This window comes from Streptomyces sp. NPDC001351, from assembly GCF_042896045.1.
GTDB lineage: Bacteria > Actinomycetota > Actinomycetes > Streptomycetales > Streptomycetaceae > Streptomyces.
The window spans coordinates 103,317-122,761 of record NZ_JBIAWS010000022.1 but is presented as its reverse complement, the minus strand read 5'-3'; the positions used below and the strand labels follow the sequence as shown (position 1 = coordinate 122,761).

At 68.9% G+C, this 19,445-nt stretch carries 14 protein-coding genes and 1 pseudogene; 8 read left to right on the top strand and 7 right to left on the bottom strand.

Going from position 1 to position 19,445, the window contains the following annotated elements; genetic code table 11:
• Positions 1-63: 63 nt before the first annotated feature.
• On the top strand, positions 64-864 hold the full coding sequence (locus ACFY1U_RS47225; protein ID WP_390700272.1) for a CPBP family intramembrane glutamic endopeptidase: 801 nt from the start codon (positions 64-66) through the stop codon (positions 862-864).
• 19 nt (positions 865-883) lie between these two features.
• Here ACFY1U_RS47225 and ACFY1U_RS47220 read toward each other — a convergent pair whose 3' ends face one another.
• Positions 884-1,693: a PhzF family phenazine biosynthesis protein gene (locus tag ACFY1U_RS47220; protein ID WP_390700271.1), complete on the bottom strand. Its 810-nt coding sequence runs from the start codon at positions 1,691-1,693 to the stop codon at positions 884-886.
• Between the two features lie 144 nt (positions 1,694-1,837).
• On the opposite strand from ACFY1U_RS47220, the gene ACFY1U_RS47215 reads away from it, so the two are divergent.
• Together ACFY1U_RS47215 and ACFY1U_RS47210 are read left to right on the top strand one after the other, a co-directional pair.
• Positions 1,838-2,623 (top strand): cyclase family protein, encoded by a 786-nt coding sequence (locus ACFY1U_RS47215; protein ID WP_390700270.1) that lies wholly within the window; start codon positions 1,838-1,840, stop codon positions 2,621-2,623.
• Positions 2,620-4,260: a thiamine pyrophosphate-binding protein gene (locus tag ACFY1U_RS47210; RefSeq protein WP_390700269.1), complete on the top strand. Its 1,641-nt coding sequence runs from the start codon at positions 2,620-2,622 to the stop codon at positions 4,258-4,260. The genes ACFY1U_RS47215 and ACFY1U_RS47210 overlap by 4 nt, the downstream gene beginning before the upstream one ends.
• 61 nt (positions 4,261-4,321) lie before the next feature.
• On the opposite strand, the gene ACFY1U_RS47205 is transcribed toward ACFY1U_RS47210, so the two are convergent.
• Positions 4,322-5,221 (bottom strand): aminoglycoside phosphotransferase family protein, encoded by a 900-nt coding sequence (locus tag ACFY1U_RS47205; RefSeq protein ID WP_390700268.1) that lies wholly within the window; start codon positions 5,219-5,221, stop codon positions 4,322-4,324.
• A 250-nt stretch (positions 5,222-5,471) separates the two neighbouring features.
• Here ACFY1U_RS47205 and ACFY1U_RS47200 point away from each other — a divergent pair, with 250 nt between their 5' ends.
• Genes ACFY1U_RS47200 through ACFY1U_RS47190 form a run of 3 tightly spaced genes read left to right on the top strand, consistent with a single transcriptional unit; the run spans position 5,472 to position 9,222 of the window.
• On the top strand, positions 5,472-6,134 hold the full coding sequence (locus ACFY1U_RS47200; protein WP_390700301.1) for a TnsA-like heteromeric transposase endonuclease subunit: 663 nt from the start codon (positions 5,472-5,474) through the stop codon (positions 6,132-6,134).
• Positions 6,131-8,206, top strand: coding sequence for a Mu transposase C-terminal domain-containing protein (locus ACFY1U_RS47195; RefSeq protein WP_390700267.1), 2,076 nt, complete (start codon positions 6,131-6,133; stop codon positions 8,204-8,206). Before ACFY1U_RS47200 ends, ACFY1U_RS47195 begins: the two co-directional genes overlap by 4 nt.
• Positions 8,203-9,222, top strand: a complete 1,020-nt coding sequence (locus ACFY1U_RS47190) for a TniB family NTP-binding protein (protein ID WP_390700266.1) — start codon at positions 8,203-8,205, stop codon at positions 9,220-9,222. The genes ACFY1U_RS47195 and ACFY1U_RS47190 overlap by 4 nt, the downstream gene beginning before the upstream one ends.
• 593 nt (positions 9,223-9,815) lie before the next feature.
• On the opposite strand, the gene ACFY1U_RS47185 is transcribed toward ACFY1U_RS47190, so the two are convergent.
• Both ACFY1U_RS47185 and ACFY1U_RS47180 read right to left on the bottom strand, forming a co-directional pair.
• On the bottom strand, positions 9,816-10,064 hold the full coding sequence (locus ACFY1U_RS47185; protein WP_390700265.1) for a DUF6192 family protein: 249 nt from the start codon (positions 10,062-10,064) through the stop codon (positions 9,816-9,818).
• A 71-nt stretch (positions 10,065-10,135) separates the two neighbouring features.
• Positions 10,136-10,888: pseudogene (locus ACFY1U_RS47180) on the bottom strand (M55 family metallopeptidase); the annotation flags it as partial.
• A 726-nt stretch (positions 10,889-11,614) separates the two neighbouring features.
• Between ACFY1U_RS47180 and ACFY1U_RS47175 the strand changes: the two are divergent.
• Together ACFY1U_RS47175 and ACFY1U_RS47170 are read left to right on the top strand one after the other, a co-directional pair.
• Positions 11,615-12,616 carry a hypothetical protein gene (locus ACFY1U_RS47175; protein WP_390700264.1) on the top strand — a complete coding sequence of 334 codons (1,002 nt, stop codon included), beginning with the start codon at positions 11,615-11,617 and terminating at the stop codon, positions 12,614-12,616.
• 523 nt (positions 12,617-13,139) lie between these two features.
• Positions 13,140-14,060, top strand: coding sequence for a hypothetical protein (locus ACFY1U_RS47170; protein WP_390700263.1), 921 nt, complete (start codon positions 13,140-13,142; stop codon positions 14,058-14,060).
• 124 nt (positions 14,061-14,184) lie between these two features.
• Here the strand turns inward: ACFY1U_RS47170 and ACFY1U_RS47165 are convergent, their stop codons facing one another.
• The 3 genes from ACFY1U_RS47165 to ACFY1U_RS47155 form a co-directional block, all read right to left on the bottom strand.
• Entirely contained in the window at positions 14,185-15,123 is a 939-nt protein-coding gene (locus ACFY1U_RS47165; RefSeq protein WP_390700262.1) for an RNA methyltransferase, read from the bottom strand.
• A gap of 668 nt (positions 15,124-15,791) precedes the next feature.
• On the bottom strand, positions 15,792-16,190 hold the full coding sequence (locus tag ACFY1U_RS47160) for a hypothetical protein (protein WP_390700261.1): 399 nt from the start codon (positions 16,188-16,190) through the stop codon (positions 15,792-15,794).
• A 523-nt stretch (positions 16,191-16,713) separates the two neighbouring features.
• Positions 16,714-19,410: a hypothetical protein gene (locus ACFY1U_RS47155; protein ID WP_390700260.1), complete on the bottom strand. Its 2,697-nt coding sequence runs from the start codon at positions 19,408-19,410 to the stop codon at positions 16,714-16,716.
• Positions 19,411-19,445: the final 35 nt, after the last annotated feature.

Sequence of the window (19,445 nt, the reverse complement as noted above, 5' to 3'; positions counted from 1 at the left end):
TCTTTCGAGACCCTAGCGGGGTGGCGGTGGGGATGAGGCTGGATTACTCAACTGGAGGCAGGTGTGCAGGCAGAGGCGGGCCCGGTGGCCGATTCCTTTCCGCCGGAACGGCCCTCGCGACGGATTCTCCGTGACGAGACGCTGCTCGTTCTGGGGCTTTCGCTCGGTGCGAGTGGTGTGTCCGCCCTGATCAGCTTTGTCGGATCGGTCACGAAACCAGGGGGGCTCAAGGAGCAGGCGGCCACCCTCAACGCCTCGGCCGCGCCGGGCCGCCCCTGGCTGGATCTGGCCTGGCAGCTGTTCGGGATCGCCACAGCCCTGGTGCCCGTCGCGCTCGTCGCGCACCTCCTGCTGCGCGAGGGCAGGTCACTGCGCACCATCGGCTTCGACCGCACCCGGCCGTGGCCCGACCTCGGACGCGGCGCCGGGATCGCGGCGGTGATCGGCAGCACCGGAATCGCCTTCTACCTGGCCGCACGCGGGCTCGGCTTCAACCTCACGGTGGTTCCGGAGGCGCTGCCCGACGTGTGGTGGAAGTACCCCGTGCTGGTCCTCTCGGCGATGCAGAACGCGATCCTCGAAGAGGTCATCGTCGTCGGCTATCTGCTGCGCCGGCTCGGGCAGTTGGGCTGGACGCCGGGCACCGCTCTGGTGGCCAGTTCCGTACTGCGCGGCTCGTACCACCTCTACCAGGGCATCGGCGGCTTCGTCGGCAACATGGTGATGGGCGTGGTCTTCGTCTACCTGTACCGGCGCTGGGGCCGGGTGGGCCCCCTGGTGGTGGCGCATTCCCTACTCGACATCGGGGCGTTCGTGGGGTACGCGCTGCTGGCCGGGAAGGTGGGCTGGCTGCCGACCGCGTGAGCGCCGGCAGCCGGGCACTCTAGGCGAGCAGCTCGCCCTCGATGACCGTGACCGCGCGCCCGCTCAGCAGCGTGCGGTCGCCGCGCAGCTGCGTGCGGACACGGCCGGAGCGGGGCGAGGCCTGCAGGCCGGTGAGGTCGGTGCGCCCGAGCCGCTCGGACCAGAAGGGCGCGAGAGCCGTGTGGGCGCTGCCGGTGACCGGGTCCTCGTCGATGCCGGCGTTCGGGAAGAAGCAGCGGGAGACGAAGTCGTGGCCCCGGGCGGGGTCCTCGGCGCGGGCGGTGGCGATGATGCCGCGCTCGGAGTAGCCGCCGAGCGCCTTGTGGTCCGGGGTGAGGGCGTGGACCGTCTTCTCGTCGGCGAGTTCGAGGAGCAGGTCACCGACGTTCGGGCCGGTGTCGAAGGCGGCGCGCGGCTCGGCGCCCAGCGCTTCGGCCACGCCGTCCGGCACCTCGACCGGGGTGAGCGGTGCCGTCGGGAAGTCCAGGGTGATCGAGCCGTCCTCCTGGGGCGTGGCGATCAGGACGCCGCTGCGGGTGGCGAAGCGCACCGGGCCCTCGTGGGCACCGGTCGTGTGCAGCACATGGGCCGTGGCCAGCGTGGCGTGCCCGCACATGGTGACCTCGGTCGCGGGCGTGAACCAGCGCAGCGCCCAGTCGGCGTCCCCGCCCTCGGGCAGCCGGTGCGCGAACGCGGTCTCGGCGTGGTTGACCTCCAGGGCGATCTTCTGGAGCCGGTCGTCGTCGGGGAAGTCGTCGAGAAGCAGGACGCCGGCCGGGTTGCCGGCGAAGGGGCGGTCGGTGAAGGCGTCGACGATTCGGATTCGCATGGCTTCGACGCTAGGGCGGAGTGGAGCCTTCCACCAAGGCCAATTCGGGGCCGGTGGACCGATTTCCGGGCCGCGTGCCTTAGCGAAGCGGCCCTCGGCTGACACCCTGTCGTTGACCGTTCCGCCTTTGCCCAGGAGGCCGTCATGTCACAGCCGTCCGTGCTCGCCGCCCTGCTCGCCGGGCTGCAGGGGGGATCGATCGAAGTCGTCGACCTCACCTCGCCGCTGTCGTCGACCACACCGGTGATCCAGCTGCCGCCCCAGTTCGGCCAGACCCAGGTCTTCGAGCTGGAGGAGATCAGCCGGTACGACGACCGGGGACCGGCCTGGTACTGGAACAACTTCCGCAGCGGTGAGCACACCGGCACCCATTTCGACGCGCCCGTGCACTGGGTCACCGGGAAGGACCTGGCCGATGTCGCCTCGGTACCGGCGGGCCGGCTGATCGCCCCCGCGGTCGTCCTCGACTTCTCCGAGCACGCCGCCAAGGACCCCGACTTCCTGGTCGAGGTGGACCACATCAAGGCCTGGGAGGCCGACAACGGGCCCTTGCCCGAAGGCGGTTGGCTGCTGCTGCGCACCGGCTGGGACGCCCGCTCGCAGTCGCAGGAGGCGTTCCTCAACGCCGACGAGAACGGCCCGCACACCCCCGGCCTGTCCGCGGAGTGCGCCCGCTGGGTCGCCGAGGAGTCCCCGGTGCTCGGCCTCGGCACGGAGACGGTCGGCACGGACGCGGGACGGGCGCACTCCTTCGACCCGGCCTTCCCCTGCCACTCCTACTTCCTGGGCGCCGACAAGTACGGGCTGACCCAACTCCAGAACCTCGGCTCCCTGCCCCCGACCGGCGCCGTCGTCATCGCGGGACCGCTGCCCATCGTCTCGGGCTCCGGATCCCCCGCACGCGTACTCGCCCTGGTGGAGCGGTCGTGAAGGTCGCCGAAGCCGTCGGGCGGGCCCTGGTCGCATCAGGGGTCGACCATGTCTTCGGCGTGGTCGGCTCGGGCAACTTCCATCTGACCAACGCCATGGTGGCGGCGGGCGCGCGGTTCGTCGCCGCACGGCACGAGGGCGGCGCGGCGACCATGGCCGACGCGTACGCCCGCACGAGCGGTACGGTCGCCGCGCTCAGCGTCCACCAGGGCCCCGGCCTGACCAACGCCCTGACCGGCATCACCGAGGCCGCCAAGAGCCGTACCCCGCTGCTGGTGCTGGCCGCCGAGGCGACCGCGCAGCACTCCAACTTCCGTATCGACCAAGCCGTGTTGGCGCACTCCGTCGGTGCCGTCACCGCGCGCGTGACGACCGCGCACGACGCGGTCGAACAGGCCCGCGCGGCCCTCCAGCGGACCCGGCACGAACGGCGCACGGTCCTGCTGAACCTGCCGCTGGAGGTGCAGGCCCTCGACGTGCCCGACGCGGCCCTCCTGGACGCCCACCCCATGCCCGTACGAGAACCGGTCGAGCCGTCCGAAGCCGCGGTGGCGGAGCTGGTACGCGCCCTGGAAGAAGCCCGGCGGCCGGTCTTCGTCGCCGGCCGGGGCGCGCGCACCACCGGCAGCCGTGACGCGCTCCTCGCCCTGGCCGACCGGTACGGCGCGCTCCTGGCGACCTCGGCCGTGGCCCGCGGCCTGTTCCATGCGAGCCCCTGCTCGCTCGACGTCTCGGGCGGTTTCGCCTCCCCCCTTGCGGTCGAACTGATCCAGGGCGCCGACCTGATCGTCGGCTGGGGTTGCGCGCTGAACATGTGGACCATGCGGCACGGCAGTCTGATCGGCCCGGATGCGACCGTCGTCCAGGTCGACGACACCCCGGAGGCGCTCGGCGCGCACAGGGAGATCGCCCTGGGCGTCACCGGCGACGTGGAACGCACGACGCGACGGGCACTGGAGGCCGACGGTGAGAGCCGCACCGGCTCCCGCACGCCCGACATCGCCGAGGCCCTCGGCGCACGGGTCCGGTGGCGGGACGTGCCGTACGAGGACGAGGGCACCCGCGAGCGGATCGACCCGCGGACGCTGAGCATCGCGCTCGACGACATCCTCCCCGCCGAGCGGGTCGTCGGCGTCGACTCCGGCAACTTCATGGGCTACCCGAGCGCCTATCTCTCGGTGCCGGACCACAACGGCTTCTGCTTCACCCAGGCCTTCCAGTCGATCGGGCTGGGCCTCGCGACCACGATCGGCGCGGCCCTCGCCCAGCCGGGCCGGCTCCCGGTGGCCGCGCTCGGCGACGGCGGCGCGCTGATGAGCGCCGTGGAACTCGACACCGTGCGCCGACTGGGCCTGCCGATGGTGGTCGTCGTCTACAACGACGAGGCCTACGGGGCCGAGGTGCACCACTTCGGCCCCGACGGCTTCCCGCTGGACACGGTCACCTTCCCGGAGACGGACATCGCCGCCGTGGGCCGCGGCTACGGGTTCGAGGCGGTCACCGTCCGCACGCCCGCCGACCTCAAGGCCGTGCGGGACTGGGTCGCCGGACCGCGCTCGGCGCCCCTGCTGATCGACGCCAAGGTGACCCGCGAGCACGGTTCCTGGTGGCTGGAGGAGGCGTTCCGCGGCCACTGACCGCCGCACGGTCCCGCACGGGCCCGGCCCTGATCCGGGGGCCGGGTTCACGATCGGGGCCTCACCACTGCATCGACTCCAGAATGCGGTCGAGGGTCCGGCGCCCCAGTCGGCTCATCGCCGGATTGCTCTCGGCGTAGTACCAGACCAGACCCACCGACTGTTCGAACGCCCATGCCTTGCCGCGCTCCCACTCCAGATCGTCACAGCCCAGTGTCCGCCGCAGCACTTCCCGCGGGCCCGGCTGCAACAGGTGCCAGGCACTGATCAGATCCAGCGCGGGGTCGGCGGGGCCGAAGCCGCCGGTGTCGAGTACGCCGCTGAGGCGGTCCCCTGCGACCAGCACATTGCCGGGGATCAGGTCGCCATGGCTCATCACGTCGGCACCTGTGCGTGGCAACTCTCGTAAGTGGCTCCACACCTGGCGCAGCCGGGGCACGTCGAGCAGCCCTTCGCTCTCCTCGAAGCACGTCGCCATCCACTCGTCGTGGTGAGTGAGAGCGCCGCCGCGATTGTCGCCGCTGAAGAGCCGCCCCCGCGTGTCGGCCTTTCGCAGGGTCGCGATGAAGGCCGCGAGGTCCTCGGCAAAAGCGTCCGACCCACTCGCGTTCGCATCGGAGGCGACCGTTCCCGGCAGCCACGTCTGGACCGACCAGGGCATGGGGTACCCCGCTCCGGGCTCTCCCAGGGCGACGGGTTCGGGGGCGGGGAACCGGGACACCCGAGCCAGCTCCGCGCTCGCCCGGGCTTCCCGTTCCAGAACCGCCAGCGCCTCGCCGGCATCGGCCGGACGCAGTGGGAAGCGCGCAGAGAGATCGTTCCCGATGCGGAAGATGGCGTTGACCGTCCCGGTCGACGGCAGGAGTCGGATCGCCTTCCCGCTCCACTGAGGGAACTGTTCTCGGACCAGGGCCGCCACGATCTCGGTGGTCACGTCGACTTGGTCAGCATGCATGGTCATGTCGGCCAGTCTCCAGACGCCAGGGGTCGTGGATCAACTGAGATGTGCGTCGGCCAAGTGACCTGTGACAGCGAAGATGGGCCGTTTGCCACTGAAGTTGGGCCAACGCTAGTTTGTGACGGCGAAGTTGGGCCGCTAGGGGATTAGGTAGACGGGGGATGCGGTGGGGGCGTTAGCCCGAGCAGTCGATCAGTCTGCGCTCACAGCCTTTGAGCTGGACTTCTCTCTCGACGGGGTTCGTAAGCGCTGCCTGTTGCAGACGAGCTGGGATGTGCGGTTCGAGACAGTGGAGCCGGTCCGCAGTTTCTCCTGGCGCAAATACGGCCGGGGCTTCGCAGGCTGGTACTACTCGGTGACTGTGCGAGATCACGTTGGCTACGAGTCGTGGCTGGAGAGAGACCGGCTGGTCCTGCTGGACCGGGACCCGCAGGTCACGGCTATCGCCTCGCAGCCCTTCTGGCTGCACTGGCACGACGGGGTGCGAAAGCGCAGACACGCTCCCGACTACTTTGTCCGGCTCGCCGACGGACGCGCCCGTGTCGTCGATGTCCGTGCTGAGGACGACCTGGACGACGACACCCGGGAGTCGTTCACCGCGACCGAGCATGCTTGCCGGGCAGTCGGCTGGGAGTTCGACTGGCTGGGGCGGCCCGATCCGGTGTTCATGGCAAACATCCGTTGGCTTGCCCGCTACCGGCGCACCCGTTGCAGCCAGCCTCAAGCGGTGGCCGATCGGTTGCTTGGCGTGTTCCGTGAGCCCAAAGGGCTGTGGGAGGGCGCCGGTTCGGTCGGGGACCGGTTGCAGGTCCTGCCGGTGCTGTTCCATCTGCTGTGGTCCGGCGCCTTAGAAACAGACCTGGTGGGCGGCTTGATGCAGACCGACAGCCTGGTCTGGACGGAGGGAAGCCGTTGAGCTTGCTGAGGCGGCCGCCGGTGTTGGCGGTCGGTCACAAGATCCGCTTCGAGGGCCAGGTCCGGGGGGTTCTCGAGGTCACCGCCCAGGCTGCGGTGGTGGAGGACGCGAAGGCTGAGCACCGGGTGGTCGCCCTGATCGACCTGTTCGAAGCGGCGGATTTCGAAGTCCTGTTCCAGCCCGAGCGGATGCCGCTGCCGACAGTCGGACTGCTGGAAGCGTTCCCGCCCGAAGTCGTGAAACAGGCTCTGTGGTGGGAGGGGCACATCCTGGAGGTCATCCACGGGCTTCCTCCGGACGCTGAGCCCGGTTCGCGTCCGCGGCCGGGCTACGGGCCGGGCTCGTCGGTGACGTCACGGCAGCGGACCAAGGCAGCCGAGCTGACGGCCGCCGGCCACGATGTTGCGGCCAACACGATCGGCAACCGGCGTCGCCGCTACCAGGAACAGGGCTTGGTCGGGCTGGCCGACCACCGGCCGGTCCGCAAGCGCACAGAGTTCGGCTCGGTGCCCGAACCGGTCGTCGAAGCTATGCGGAAGGCGATCAAGGAAGGTGTCGACACTTCGACTCGCAACGGGGCCTACTTGATCTGGCGGACCGGGGAGATCCTGCGGGAATCGGACGATGAGCATGTCGAGCTGCCGACCGAGCGGACGCTCTACCGGCTGCTTGCGAAGTTGACGAAAGGCACCCACGCGACCGGTTCGGCGGTCACGCGCCGTTCGAAGGCCCACGGGGCGGCGGCCCCGTTCGGAGAGCTGACGGTGTCGGCTCCCGGCGAGGTCATGCAGATGGACTCCACCCCGATGGACGTGCTGGTCCGTCTCGACAACGGGGTGGTCGGCAAGGTCGAACTGACGGGCATGATCGACGTCGGGACCAGGACGTTGTCGGCGGCAGTCCTGCGGCCGACGACGAAGTCGGTGGACGCGAGCCTGCTGCTGGCCCGCACGGTCACCCCCGAGCTGATGCGGCCGGGCTGGGTCGACGCCCTGAAGATGTCCCGGTCGGTGCTGCCGCACCGCAGGCTGCTGTCGCTGGACGAACGTCTCGAGCATGCGGCGGCCAAGCCGGTCATCGTCCCTGAGACGATTGTCTGCGACCACGGCAAGGTGTTCATCTCCCGCAATTTCCGGTCCTCATGCCGGTTCCTGGAGATCGACTTCCAGCCCACCTGGAAGGGCTCGCCCTTCCAGAAGGGGCACATCGAGAAGATGCTGGGCTCGGTGGCCACGATGTTTGCCCAGTTCCTGACGGGATACACCGGCCGCAACACCGACCACCGCGGACGCCACCCCGAGCGCGAGAACCTGTGGTCGCTGCCCGAATTGCAGGACCTGCTGGACGAATGGGTCGTCGCCAAGTGGCAGAACCGCCCCCACGAAGGCCTTCGTGACCCCCACCATCCCGGACGGCTGTTCACCCCGAACCAGAAGTACGCCGCCCTGGTCGAGGCATGCGGCTACGTTCCGGTCGCGCTCAGCGGGCAGGACTACGTGGAACTGCTGCCTGCGGCCTGGCGAGCCGTCAATCCTTATGGAGTCCGGATCAACAACCGGACCTACGACAGCTCCGAACTGGGACCGATGCGCCTTCGCGACTCCGGTGTCACCGCGAAGCGGGGGCTCTGGGAAGTCCACCGCGACCCCTACGACGTCTCCTACGTCTGGGTACGCGACCATCGCGGCGACGGCAGCTGGGTCCAGGCGACCTGGAAGTACCTGAAGCGAGCCCCGTTCCCGTTCGGCGATCTGGCCTGGGACCACGTCAGACATCAACTGCCCAAGGCCACCGAGGAAGAACTCGCCCAGGCGGTCGCCGACCTGCTGACCCGGGCGCATGCCGGCCCCGACCGGCCGGCCGCGAAGAGAAATCCCAGGTCAGCGAAGGCGGCCAAGGCCGAGCGACAGGTCGCCGCCCGCACGAAGGCCGCCCCGCCCACCATCTCCTCCCCGCCACCAAAGCCGCCGCAGGAACGCGAGGTTGAAGTGCCTGTCGAGGAAGACGATCTCGCCGAGGTGATCCCGCTGGGACTGTTCGACCCGCTCGAAGACCCCTGGAGGCGACCGTGACCGCGCTGCTTGCCGACGGCCCGGAGACGGACTTCGGACGGCAGCTGACGACTCTGCCCGGTTGGCGCCAGTTCGTCGGTGCCTGCCTGAGCCAGCCCATGGCCGTGCTGACGAAGGCCGAGTACGACGCACTAGAGGCAGAAAGCCGGGATGCCTACGACGACGACCGGCTCGATCATCATGCCCGCCTCCAGGTGGTCGCCACCTCCACGGTCCGCTCAACCGTCACCTGCGGGCGCCGTCTGATCATTCTCAACCGCGGGGCGATCAGCGCTCGCCGCGGCCTGATCATCTCCGGACCTGCCAACACCGGTAAGACCATCGCTCTCACCCAGCTCGGGCTGGCCCACGAGTTGCAGGACCGCCGTCGGCACCCGGGAGTGGACGACCGCATTCCGGTCATCTACATCACCGTCCCGCCGGCCGCGACACCCCGCATGATCGCCGCCGAGTTCGCCCGCTTCCTGGGCCTGCCCGTCCTGCGGAGTTCGAACATCACCGACCTCACCGAGGCAGTCGTCGGCGTCTGCAACAGAGCCCGGACCGGCCTGATCCTGGTGGACGAGATCCACAACATCTCCCTGATGACCCGTCATGGAGCGGAGGCATCGGACACGCTGAAGTACTTCTCCGAACGCATCCCGGCGACCTTCGCCTACGCAGGCATCGACATCGAGGACGGCAGCCTGCTGTCCGGCACCCGGGGAGACCAGATCGCCGCCCGTTTCACCCCCATGGCCACCCACCCCTTCCCCTACAACGCCGAGTGGAAGGCCCTGGTCGCTCAGATGGAGGCCAACCTCGTGCTGCACGAGCACCAGCGCGGCACCCTGACCCGCCTGGACCGCTTCATCCACACCCGCACCGGCGGCATGATCGGCACGCTCTCCCACCAGATTCGCGGAGCCGCCGTCGACGCCATCCTCGGCCGCAACGAGAAGATCAACAAAGCAGGTCTGCTGGCCGTCGATCTGGACATCGCCTCCCGCCGCAAGCGCACGGACGCGGACCGGTGACTTCGCCGACCGGGCACAGCCACGTCGCACGGCTGCCGTTCCAGGTCCGGCCGAAAAGCGGCGAAGGAGCCCGCGCGTTCATCACCCGGCTCGCTCAAGCTAACTGTCTTCCGCCCGCCTACCTGCGGAAATACCTCGCCGAGCCCCCCATGCACCGCGGTCTTCCGAGCTGGAACCGGCTCGCCGCGGCAGCTGGACGCGACCCCGGCGGACTGCGGCAGATCCTGGAGACGATCCAGTGCGAGGAATGCGGCGTCCCGATGCGGCCGATGGCGAGCTTCGGAGTCAAGCCCCTCACCTGCTCGAGATCCTGCCGACAGAAGCGATACCGCCGACGCATCCCACCGGCAGAGTTGACGAAAGTCCCCTGCCGGGTCTGCGGACGAGCGATGAGGTTCCGGCTCGGACAGCGCCGCTACATGTGCTCATCGCACTGCCGTCGAGTCGCCTTCCAGTTCCGCCAGCGAGGCGAACCACTGCCTAGGCCGCCGAACTTGCAAACTGTCGGCAAGCCCGTCCACGAGGATCCACTCGCCACCATCTGCCCGGTCTGCGAAGGACCGATGGGCAGTGCCACCAAGCGGAAAGCGTGCTCAAGAAGCTGCGGCGGCAGGATGGCTCACTGGACGCGCAATCCGCTGCCGCCGGGCCTGTCCGCCGCGTGAGTTGGCAGGGGGGTTGGTGACCGCCTCGTAACGCTCCTGCTCATCGGGGATGCTGGCCAGGATCTTGTGGATCGTGTGGGAGACGTCTGCCCGCCGGCGCTCCTTCGGCCAGCGCGATGACACCCACCGGTAACTGCGGACCGTCGTGTAAGCCAGTCCCACGTCTTCGGCGAACATCCGGATGGCCTCGCTGACCGTGAACAAGTCGTCCTTCGCGGACGGATTCGCACCCCCATACGAACGCATCTGGTGCCCTGCGCCTGGACGGTCCGCGTGTCTGCCAAGGTGACCCCTGGAATGCCCAGGAGCGTCGAGGCGACGGAAGCCGACTGCCAGCGGACTGTGAGGACGGACAGGTCCGCAGGGACTTCTGACGCCTTCGGCACTGCGGAGAGGCTGGCAGCGACCGCTTTCTCGATTTCCGCACGTGCTTCGTCCGCTGGCCGTAGATCTGCCGCGAACCGGTCCCGCGCGTACTTCACGGCCACGGTCGTCACCGAGGCGTCCCATTCCGTCATCTCTGTGCATGCGCAGTCGTCACCGGTGAGGACCGCCACCGGAACGCCGATGACGCCTGCGGTGGCGTGGGCCAGGCCGATCTCGCCCACGGGCCGGCCGTCCAGCCACATGTCTTCGATCTCGTGCCCCATGAAGCTGTGACTCAGTACGCCGAGCGCGCCGGCCCGCGAGTGGTAGCCGACGCAGATCACGGCATCGTGCTCGGGGGTGAGGCCTTCGAGCATCAGCATCTGCTTGGGCTTGCCGCGGATGAGGCGGGCCGCCGGGTGCAACGACTCGGGCAGGATGTTGCGCATCGGGCCATGCGCGTCGTTGACGGTGATCTCTGTGGCACCGGCTGCGACGGCACCGCGCACGGCGGCGTTGACGTCCTCCGCCATCATCAGCCGTCCACGCTCGTAGTCCCGGCAGCCGGGCTGGACATCCTCCGAGTCTACGAGCCCGGTGATGCCTTCCATATCCACACTGATGTAGATCCGCACTGTGCAGTCTCCTCAAGCTTGATCGCTTAGGAGATGCCCGCCGCTCATCCTCTGGCTCCTGCACCAGCTTGCGACCAACTACTTTCGGCCTGGACGATACGGCTCTTCAAGCTCCCGACCTGCACTGAAGTGCTACTCGATGTGTCATGCAAGGCTCAGATACAGCTTCTGAAGCCCTCAACCATAGCCGCCGCTCTGACCGCGGCCCGCACGGAAGGTCTTGGGTGGGCCGGGTGGCCGGAGCTCGACAGCTTCCGGCCGCCCCGGGCCTGCGGGTGTCTAGTCCACGATCACATGCATCCCTCCGGCTACTGCGAGGAAGGTCCCGATTGCTGCCGGGAGGCCCCCCGCGGTCGCGACGGCGACGGCCGCCACCGCTGCGACCGCGATGATCACTGCCCATCGAAGCGGCAGCCGCTCTGGCTGCTGCTCGGGCTCGTGCGAATTGCGAGAGTTGCGTACGCTCGGCAAAGGTGGATCTCCTTCTTGCTTGCCTGCTGAGGGGTGAGGCACCGGATGAGTGGCCCCCGGCTGATCCCCGGGGGCCATCCGCATTCCTGCGGCCAACCGCGCCTGCGTTTCTTACTGAGGCCGAGCATGCCTTCGGGTAGCCAGGGGGCGCGAGTACACTGGGAACGCGTCTTGATCCGCCAGTGACGGCTTCGACTAATTACATTGATCACTGGCGGATCAAGACGTTCAGGCCAAGAAGGGGAAGATTGTTCCATGATCTTTTTCTCCGACCTTCAGCCCCTCTCCGCGAGCGAGCGCAAGCGCTACGAAGCCCGTCGCGTGAAGCTTGAGAAGAGCGAGGCCGAGGTCGACAAGGCGTGCGCGAAGTTCGCCGAGGTCGAGACCGGAAGACAGCTGCGAGTCCGGTCCGAGTTCATGTTCCGCGCCGAGCCAGCCGAGCTCCCCGGAGATCCCTCGGACAGGCGCCTTCCAGCGCCGCAGGACCGGCCGCCAGCGACGCGCCTGCCTTCCCCTCGCGGGATCGCCCTCAGGGTCTACCTCACTGCCCTGTTCGTGGCCCAGTCACGAAATCCCGGCACCTACCCGAGCAACTCCCTGCCCGTGAACGACATCGATACCGTGAGTTGGGTCGACCTGTTCGCCACTCCGTCAGAGCTGAGCCGGAAGGGCGACAGGAACTACGTCACCGTTCGCGATAAGAAGGTGCGGCAGCTACATAGCGCCATGGACCGCCTGTCCGGAGACGCGTTCCAACTCGTTCACTTGCCCAACGGAAACAAGAGCCGGGGTAAGTACGAAGGGTTCCAGCTCCTCCATGAGCATGGCGCCCCATACGGAGGCGGCAGCAATCCCGACCGCTACATGGTGCCGGCGGAGGAGCGGACCCCGTCGCTGCCAGCAGGACTGTTCCACAACGGATGGATCCACCTGCTAGAGGACACCGAGATCAACTTCTTGCTGATGCTGGCGTGGCTCCACTTCCGGTTCGGTGCCCAGCCTGTGTTTGTCGCCAGCGACATCCGGCTCCGACAGTTTGGCCTCGGCAAGGACGCATACGAGGCACACCGGATGCTAAACCGGTTCGGCCTTGTGGATGTGGAAGAGGACCCTAACCGGGACTTCGATGGCTACCTTGTCACCGGGTACAACGAGGGGACCATGCCGAAACTCCATCGCTTCGTGCTTCGTCGCGAGGGCTTCAATGAGCAGGCCGTGCCCAAGATCCGCTCAGCAATCGACCGACGCTTGCGATGAGGGGGTCTAGCCCAGATACGGGTCAATGGGGCAAGAAGAGGCCGGGGCTACGCACTCCGCGCCTTATCCGCGTGCTGCACCCCGACACCCCGCTGAACGGCGGTCTCCTCGCCGCGAAGCTGTAGACCTCTTCCTGTAGCCGGGCGCCGCGGAGATGCCGCGCCCGGCAGGCCCAAACGCGGCATCTCCCTAATGCTCAGGTCAGCACGAGGAGAGGGACATGTGGACCAGGTGGAGGAGCTCGCGGACCAGCCCGCCGGCCAACGTGGCGGAAGCGGCGTAGAACGCTGCTTGCCCAAAACCCTGGACAAGACGGTGTCGGGCGCGTCGCCGCTTCGGGGCGGGGCGGTGCGTACGGTGGGACATGACGGTCTCCGTTCAGGGGATGAGTCGGCTGCCCCCGCACCGCCCGTTCCTGGCAGGGATACGGTGCGGGGCGCAGTTTCTGCTGGCCCCAAGCCTTATGGCTGACGTGCGCTGAATGCAGCTTCCGGGGCTCGAATCTCGATGTAAGTTCCGCGCCATGAACGGGAATCGGGCCACCACGTGGGTCGAGGGAACTTCGGCCGATCTGGTAGCCGACGCGCTCGCGCTGGGCGCCAAAGCCAGCCCCCGGATGGTGACCTCCTGGGTCGAGGACGGCATGCTCGCCAACCCCGAGCCGCGCAAGACCAGCGCGTACGGCAGCGATCCGCGGATCTTCCCGCCCGAGCAACGCGAATTGTTCACCAGACTTCTCGAGGCTCGAGAGCGCTCCCCGCTGGGGCGCATCCCGCAACGCTCCCTGATCCGCATCGTGCTGTGCCTGTGGCTGATCGACGACACGATCGTGCTCACCCCGCAGGCGCGACGAGCCTGGCGTACCCATGCGCGCGCCACCGGCCAGACGACCGCCGTCCGCCGAAGCCAGAACGTCCGCGCCATCGTTGAGCAACTTGCCCACCCCTCAGCCACCCTCAAGCAACGGCGCGCCGCCCATCTCGTCCTCGAGGAGGGCGAGCGGACCGGGCGGATCGACATCGACAGACTGACCGCGGTTCTTACGGAGTTGTACTCGCCCTGGCCAGTCCAGCCGGGCATGCCTAGGATCGAGCGAGCCCTTCCCGGCCCGTTCGGGCCGGTCTCCGTCCAGCACCACATCGCCATGTGGAAGGCGCGCCAGCAAACAATCCGCCGCCTCCGGCACGAGGAGATCGACGAAACCGAGCTCGACCGAGTGCGCGCCGTCTACAGACCGATGTGGGCCAACTATCAGGCCCGTCGGCCCGCCATGGCGACCATCGGCGACGGAGAGTTCGCGGCGTACTTCGCAGAGCCCGACACCATGGAGGGCCGCGCGATCGAGGCGGTCGATGCCTTCGTGGGAACACTCGCCGGCGAACTTGGGCTGATCGAAGCCGCGTCCTATGCCGCAGAGACGGCACGCCTCAGACTGGCGCGCTGACGGTCCCCGAGGCTGATCCACCGCATCCTCTCCGAGGAAGCCGACGGCATCGAGTGAGGCGGGATGTCCGTCGGGCTTCGAGATCAACTCATTGCCCTTTTGATCCGTATCTGGGTCACACGCCTCACGGGTTCATCCGATCGCGTCGGGAGTAGCGATCAGCCTCCGGGCCAGATGCGTCCTCGCCATCGGGGAGCGGGAGGGGGTCTTGCCCTGTCGGCTGCCGGGGAGGCGGTACGGCAGCCGGACCGCAGTTCAGAACCTCAATGCGCTGTCCCGGGCATGCGCGCGCGGCGATGCGCCGCCGCTCCTTCTCGGAGGCAACGAACACCACCAGTGCCGCGAGGCGGTTCCGGATGGCAGCGACCCGACTGGCGACGGGGCAGATGACGCCGTACAGGGTCATCCCCACGTACACCGGCACGCCCATGGCGAACTCGGCAGCGCCACCGTCTTCTACGAAGGGGTGGACGCCGGTTTCCCGACGGATGAACTCAAAGGCCGGCTTCTCCAGGCGGGCTTGCCGTTCGCGCAGCGCGTGGATGGCCGCCGCATGATCGCCTTGCGCCGCAGCCCTCTCGCTGGCCTCCCGACGCCGGTGCTCCTGGAGGAACTCCCACCGGACCCGCTCCTCGTCCAGGAGACGGCGCTTCTCCTCCTGTTCCAGACGCTTCCGGCGTTCCTCCTTCTCCAGATGGGCGGCCTCTTGCTGGGCGTATTGCGGGGGCGTCCAGACCGAAAGCCGAGCCGCAAGGGGGCTGCGTACGGGGCCCCGCCGCCGGTGCGGTACCACCCGGCCGGTGAACACCCACCGCAGGAACTCTGCGAGCGGCACTTGAGGGCCCTCTTCCCACTGCCCACCGGAGAACTTAGCCAGGCCCTCCACCACGACCAGACCGCCACCGTCGACGGCCTTCACCCGCACCGAGGGCACCTGTCCGAACCACGGCGGCCGGTACCGGTCGCTGAACCACACCGAGGACACGCCACCAGCCTGCATCCGCTCCGTACGGGTCCCGATGTCGTCCGCCGTGATGGGCGAGAGCTGTGCTTCCAGAGCCATCCGCCAGACTCCGGCTGGATCGCTCGCCAGCACATCGGCCCGCCACGCGCCCTCCGGACCACGGACCTCTAACTCCGCATGCGCTCCGGCTTCTCGGGCGGCGGCTGCCAGCTCTAGCTTCAGCAGGTGGTGCGCCAACGTCTCCCCGGCGAGCGCGCATTCCGGGGCCCCCGGGGCGTGGGCGAAGAACCGCAGGCCGCTGGGGGACCGCTTGGCGTGCATCGGGTGCCGGCACTCGTCGCACGTGATCGGCGCGGGCGGCCGGACTCTCCACACTGCCTCCCACGACCGCCCGCACCCGAGATCGGGTAAGTGCGCGAAGACCGTCCCCTACTGCGCGTGCACGGCCCGGAACGCCATCGGCCCCCCTGCTACATCGTTGAGAAGGCCAGTGTGGCGGGCGCCACTGACAATGCATCAGAGCGCGATCCAGTTGTACGGGATCACCAGCGCAGCCGGGCGCGGTGTTCGACATCTCCTCCAGTCACTCAAGCCGCGGTCGCGTGTCGGCGACGTCAACATGCGGGCTGCCGTTACCTGCCTTCCCCCGAAGCCCGGGAAGATCCTTCCTCCTTGCAAACTACGAGAGGTCAGCCGAGCCTGTCTGAGAACGCCACAGGGGCCCCGCACGGCGCGTGCGGGGCCCCTGTGTGAAGCGGAGTCGGGTGCTACTTGATCGGGTGCTCGTCGAGCCAGGCGGCCAGATCGTGAGCGGAGCCGAAGACCGCCGGCCGGTTGGACGTCATCTCGTTCACGCCCAGGTCTTCGCCGGGCTCGAGGCCTTTCTCCATCTTGTCGATCAGAGCGTAGGCGTCGGTCCAGAACTCGGGGCCCACGCTCTTCTCGCCGTTCATGGCCTTACGCAGGACCCGGGCCGAGGCCACGATGTGCTTCATCTTGTCCCAGCACGTCCCAGCCTCCTCCGTGCACTCGTCGTCCAGGTACGCGTTCGCGGCCTCGTCCTGGAAAGCCGCAGCCGCCTTACTGAAGCTGGGCGCCACGGCGGCAGGCTTGCTGTCGGCGGTCGAGGCTTTCGTGTCGCCGCCGCAGCCGCTCGTTGCCGCCATGGTCACCGTCAGGAGCGCTCCGACGGTTGCTGTCCCCCACCTGTATCTCCCCATGACGGGGGATCACCGCACGAACGCCTGACAGCATGTCGCCGGGCTTGAACCGAACTGGGCAGCCACGTCTGCCGCATCGGGCGGAAGTCACGCATTGCCGGGAGCTGATCATCAACGTCGGGGATCTCTTTCCCAACGCCGGGTACAGTCACTCGACCGCTCTGCCCCATGCCTCATTCCCACCCCCGCCAGTGGGCGAGGTTGTGCCGGGTAAGCAGGGCAGTTCGCCGTGGAGGCGGTGCGCTTCCAGGTTGCCGCTCTGGAAGCTACGCACTGGACCGTGGAGCCGACCACGATCTACGCAGACGAGCTGCGCGAGCGCCACCAGGGAGAGAACCGGTGCCAGTCGATGTACGCCGTCCCCTCCGAGGGGTGTCAGTACTGCACGCGGTGACACGGCCACTCCGACGAGCACCAGGACGACCGGACACTGTTTGTGTCCAAGGTCGGCACCGTCCTTCACTCGACTTTAGCTGGGTCTCAGTCCTTCCTGCCCGCAGCACATGGATCGATGCCATGCAGGCGTCGGCGTGCCGTCCGGGTCCAGGCCGTACGGCCACAGTTTGCTGAAGATCCCCCGATGTACGGGCAGACGGTGCTGGGTCCCGGTGCCGTGGTCGGCGGCCTTCTGGGCCAAGGCCACGGCAGCCTGGTGGTCTCCCGCTGCGTCCCGCTTTTCGGCCAGGTCGATCAGGGCCTGGATGTTGCCGTGCTGAGCGGCCTGCCGGGCCAGTTCCTCGGCGGGTTTCCGGTGTCCCGCCGCCTCCCGGATCATGGCCAGGCGGGCCAGAGCGTGGGCGTTGCCGGCGGCCTGCCGGGCCAGGGCATCGGCACCTGCCCGGTTCCCGGTCCTCTCCCGCATTCCGGCCAGGCGGACCAGGGCGTCGGAGTCGCCGTGGTCCGCCGCCTGCTGGAGAAGATCGTCGGTGCCCTTAGCGTCCCCTGTCGCCTCTCGCAGGTCAGCCAGGCGGGTCAGGGCCATGGTGTTGCCGTGCCTGGCCGCCCGCTGGAGAAGGGCTTCGGCGGACTCCGGCTCCCCGGCCTTCTCCCTCATGCTGGCCAGGCTGACCAGAGCGACGGCGGCGCCGTGCTCGGCGGCCCGTCCAGCCAGGGCTTCGGCTGCTTTCCGGTCCCCCGCCGCCTCTCGCATCATGGCCAGCTTGATCAGGGCCATGGCGCTGCCCTGGTCGGCGGCCTGTCCGGCCAGGGCTTCGGCTGTCTTCCGGTCCTTCGCCGCCTCCCGCATCATGGCCAAGCGGGTCATGGCCATGGTGCTGCCGTGCTCGGCCGCTTGCTGGTGAAGGGCCTCGGCGGCTTCGCGTTCGCCGGCTTTCTCCCGCTCCACGGCCAGGCTGACCAGCGCGTCGGTGCTGCCGTGCTCGGCAGCCTCCCGGGCCAGTTCCTCGGCGGCTTTCCGGTGTCCCGCCGCTTCCTGCATCATGGCCAGGCGTCTCAGGGCGGTGATGCTGCCGTGCTGGGCCGCCCGCTGGTAAAGGGCCTCGGCCCTCTCTCGGTCCCCGGCCTCGTCCAGCAGCCCGGCCAGGTGCTCCAGGGCGTCCGTGTCCCGGCGGTCGGCGGCCTGCTCGGACAGGGTGTCGACGGCTTCCTGGTCCCCGGCCTCCTGCCGCATCCCGGCCAGGCGGGCCAGGGCTTCGGTGCTGCCGCGATCGGCGGCGTGTTGGAGGAGTGCCGCGGCGCCCTCCCGGTCCCCGGTGCTCTTTCGCAGCAGGGCCAGTCGGACCAGGGCAGCGCTGCTGCCGTGGTCGGCGGCGCGGTGGTCGAGGTGGTGGGCGATTTGCAGGCGGTTCCGGGCTTCGGCTGCCGTGGCCAGGTTGTACAGGTCATCGGGGTGGGTGAGGAAGCTTTGCGCGGCGTGCCAGAAGGAGGCGGGCGGGCAGCAGTGGTTGCGTGTGGTGCGGCCGTGCTGTTCCAGGTAGTCGGCGAGCCGGAACACCGGTGCCGCCAGAGGCTGTTTCGATGCGGGCATGGTGCTGGAGAGGGTGGGCGGGCGGAGCAGGGGCCGGGGGATGGTGCAGCGCAGCGGGGCTTGTTTGCCGTGGACGGGTTCGGCGAGCTCGGCGTAGGCCCGTTCCGCCCAGTCGTCGGTGAGGTCGTTGTAGTCCGCCTGGCTGAGGTACTCGGGGGTGGCGGAGGTGAGGAAGGCCTGGGGAAGGTGGAGACCGACGCCGAGGCGGCGTGCGTCCATCGCCGCCTGAAGTAGTGCTCTGGCGGCCGGGCTGGCGTGCTCGTAGCGGCGCAGGAGTTCGGGGGCGCCGGCCAGGTCCTGGGTGACGCGCCCATCGGCGCGGGTACGTCTCAGTGCGTCGCCCAGCAGCGCATCGCCGCCCCTGGCAAGGGCGGCCCCGCTGGCCAGCGCCTCGGCATCGAACTCGTCAGGGACCTTCACGGTGCAGCCAGAGAGCAGTTCCCGGACCCGGCTGTGCAGGTCTACCTCACCCGGCACGGGCAGGGCCGTGTACTGCTTGAGGTAGTCGGGCCAAAGCGTGCCCAGCACGAGAACGGGCCCACGTTCCGGGCTGACCAGCAGATCGTGCACGTCCGCCGCGATCCGCTCACCAACTGTTTGGTCGCCGAGGTAGTGCTGGGCCTCGTTCAGCCACACAACTGTGCGCGGCCCGACCCGGGCCAGCTTCTCCAGCGCGGCCTCGGCCCGGGTCGGGGCGAAGGGATGCCACAACCGCCACCCCTCGGCCGCCAGCGGCTGGACGGCTTCCCAGCACGCCCGTGTCTTCCCCGTCGACGAGGTGCCCACCAGCACCACGATCCGGCTGAAGCCGCCCGCGGCAACACGCACCGCATCGGCCAGCACCTCGTCATGCGGCCGGGGCACGTATCCGGGCAGCACCCGCCGCCCGGGCGACCCGGAGCCGGGCCCGGCCGGGTGGACCTCCAGGGCATGGGGCTCCCACTCACCGATCGGCCTGCCCGGGGCCGACCTGCCCGCTGCGGCCGCGTCCAACTTCCCGGCCGCGACCCGCTGCAACGCCAGCAGCTCCTGCACCGGCAGCTTCAGTTCGCGGGCCAGCGCCACCACCGTCTCCGGCGACGGCCCAGGCATTCGGAGCGAGAACGCATTCGACACGGAGGTACGCCCCAGCCCGGTGCGCTGGACGAGCTGTGTCTTGTTCAGCCTGCCCTGGGCCAAGCCGTCAGCCAGTCTCCTGCGTAGTTCCCGCAGAG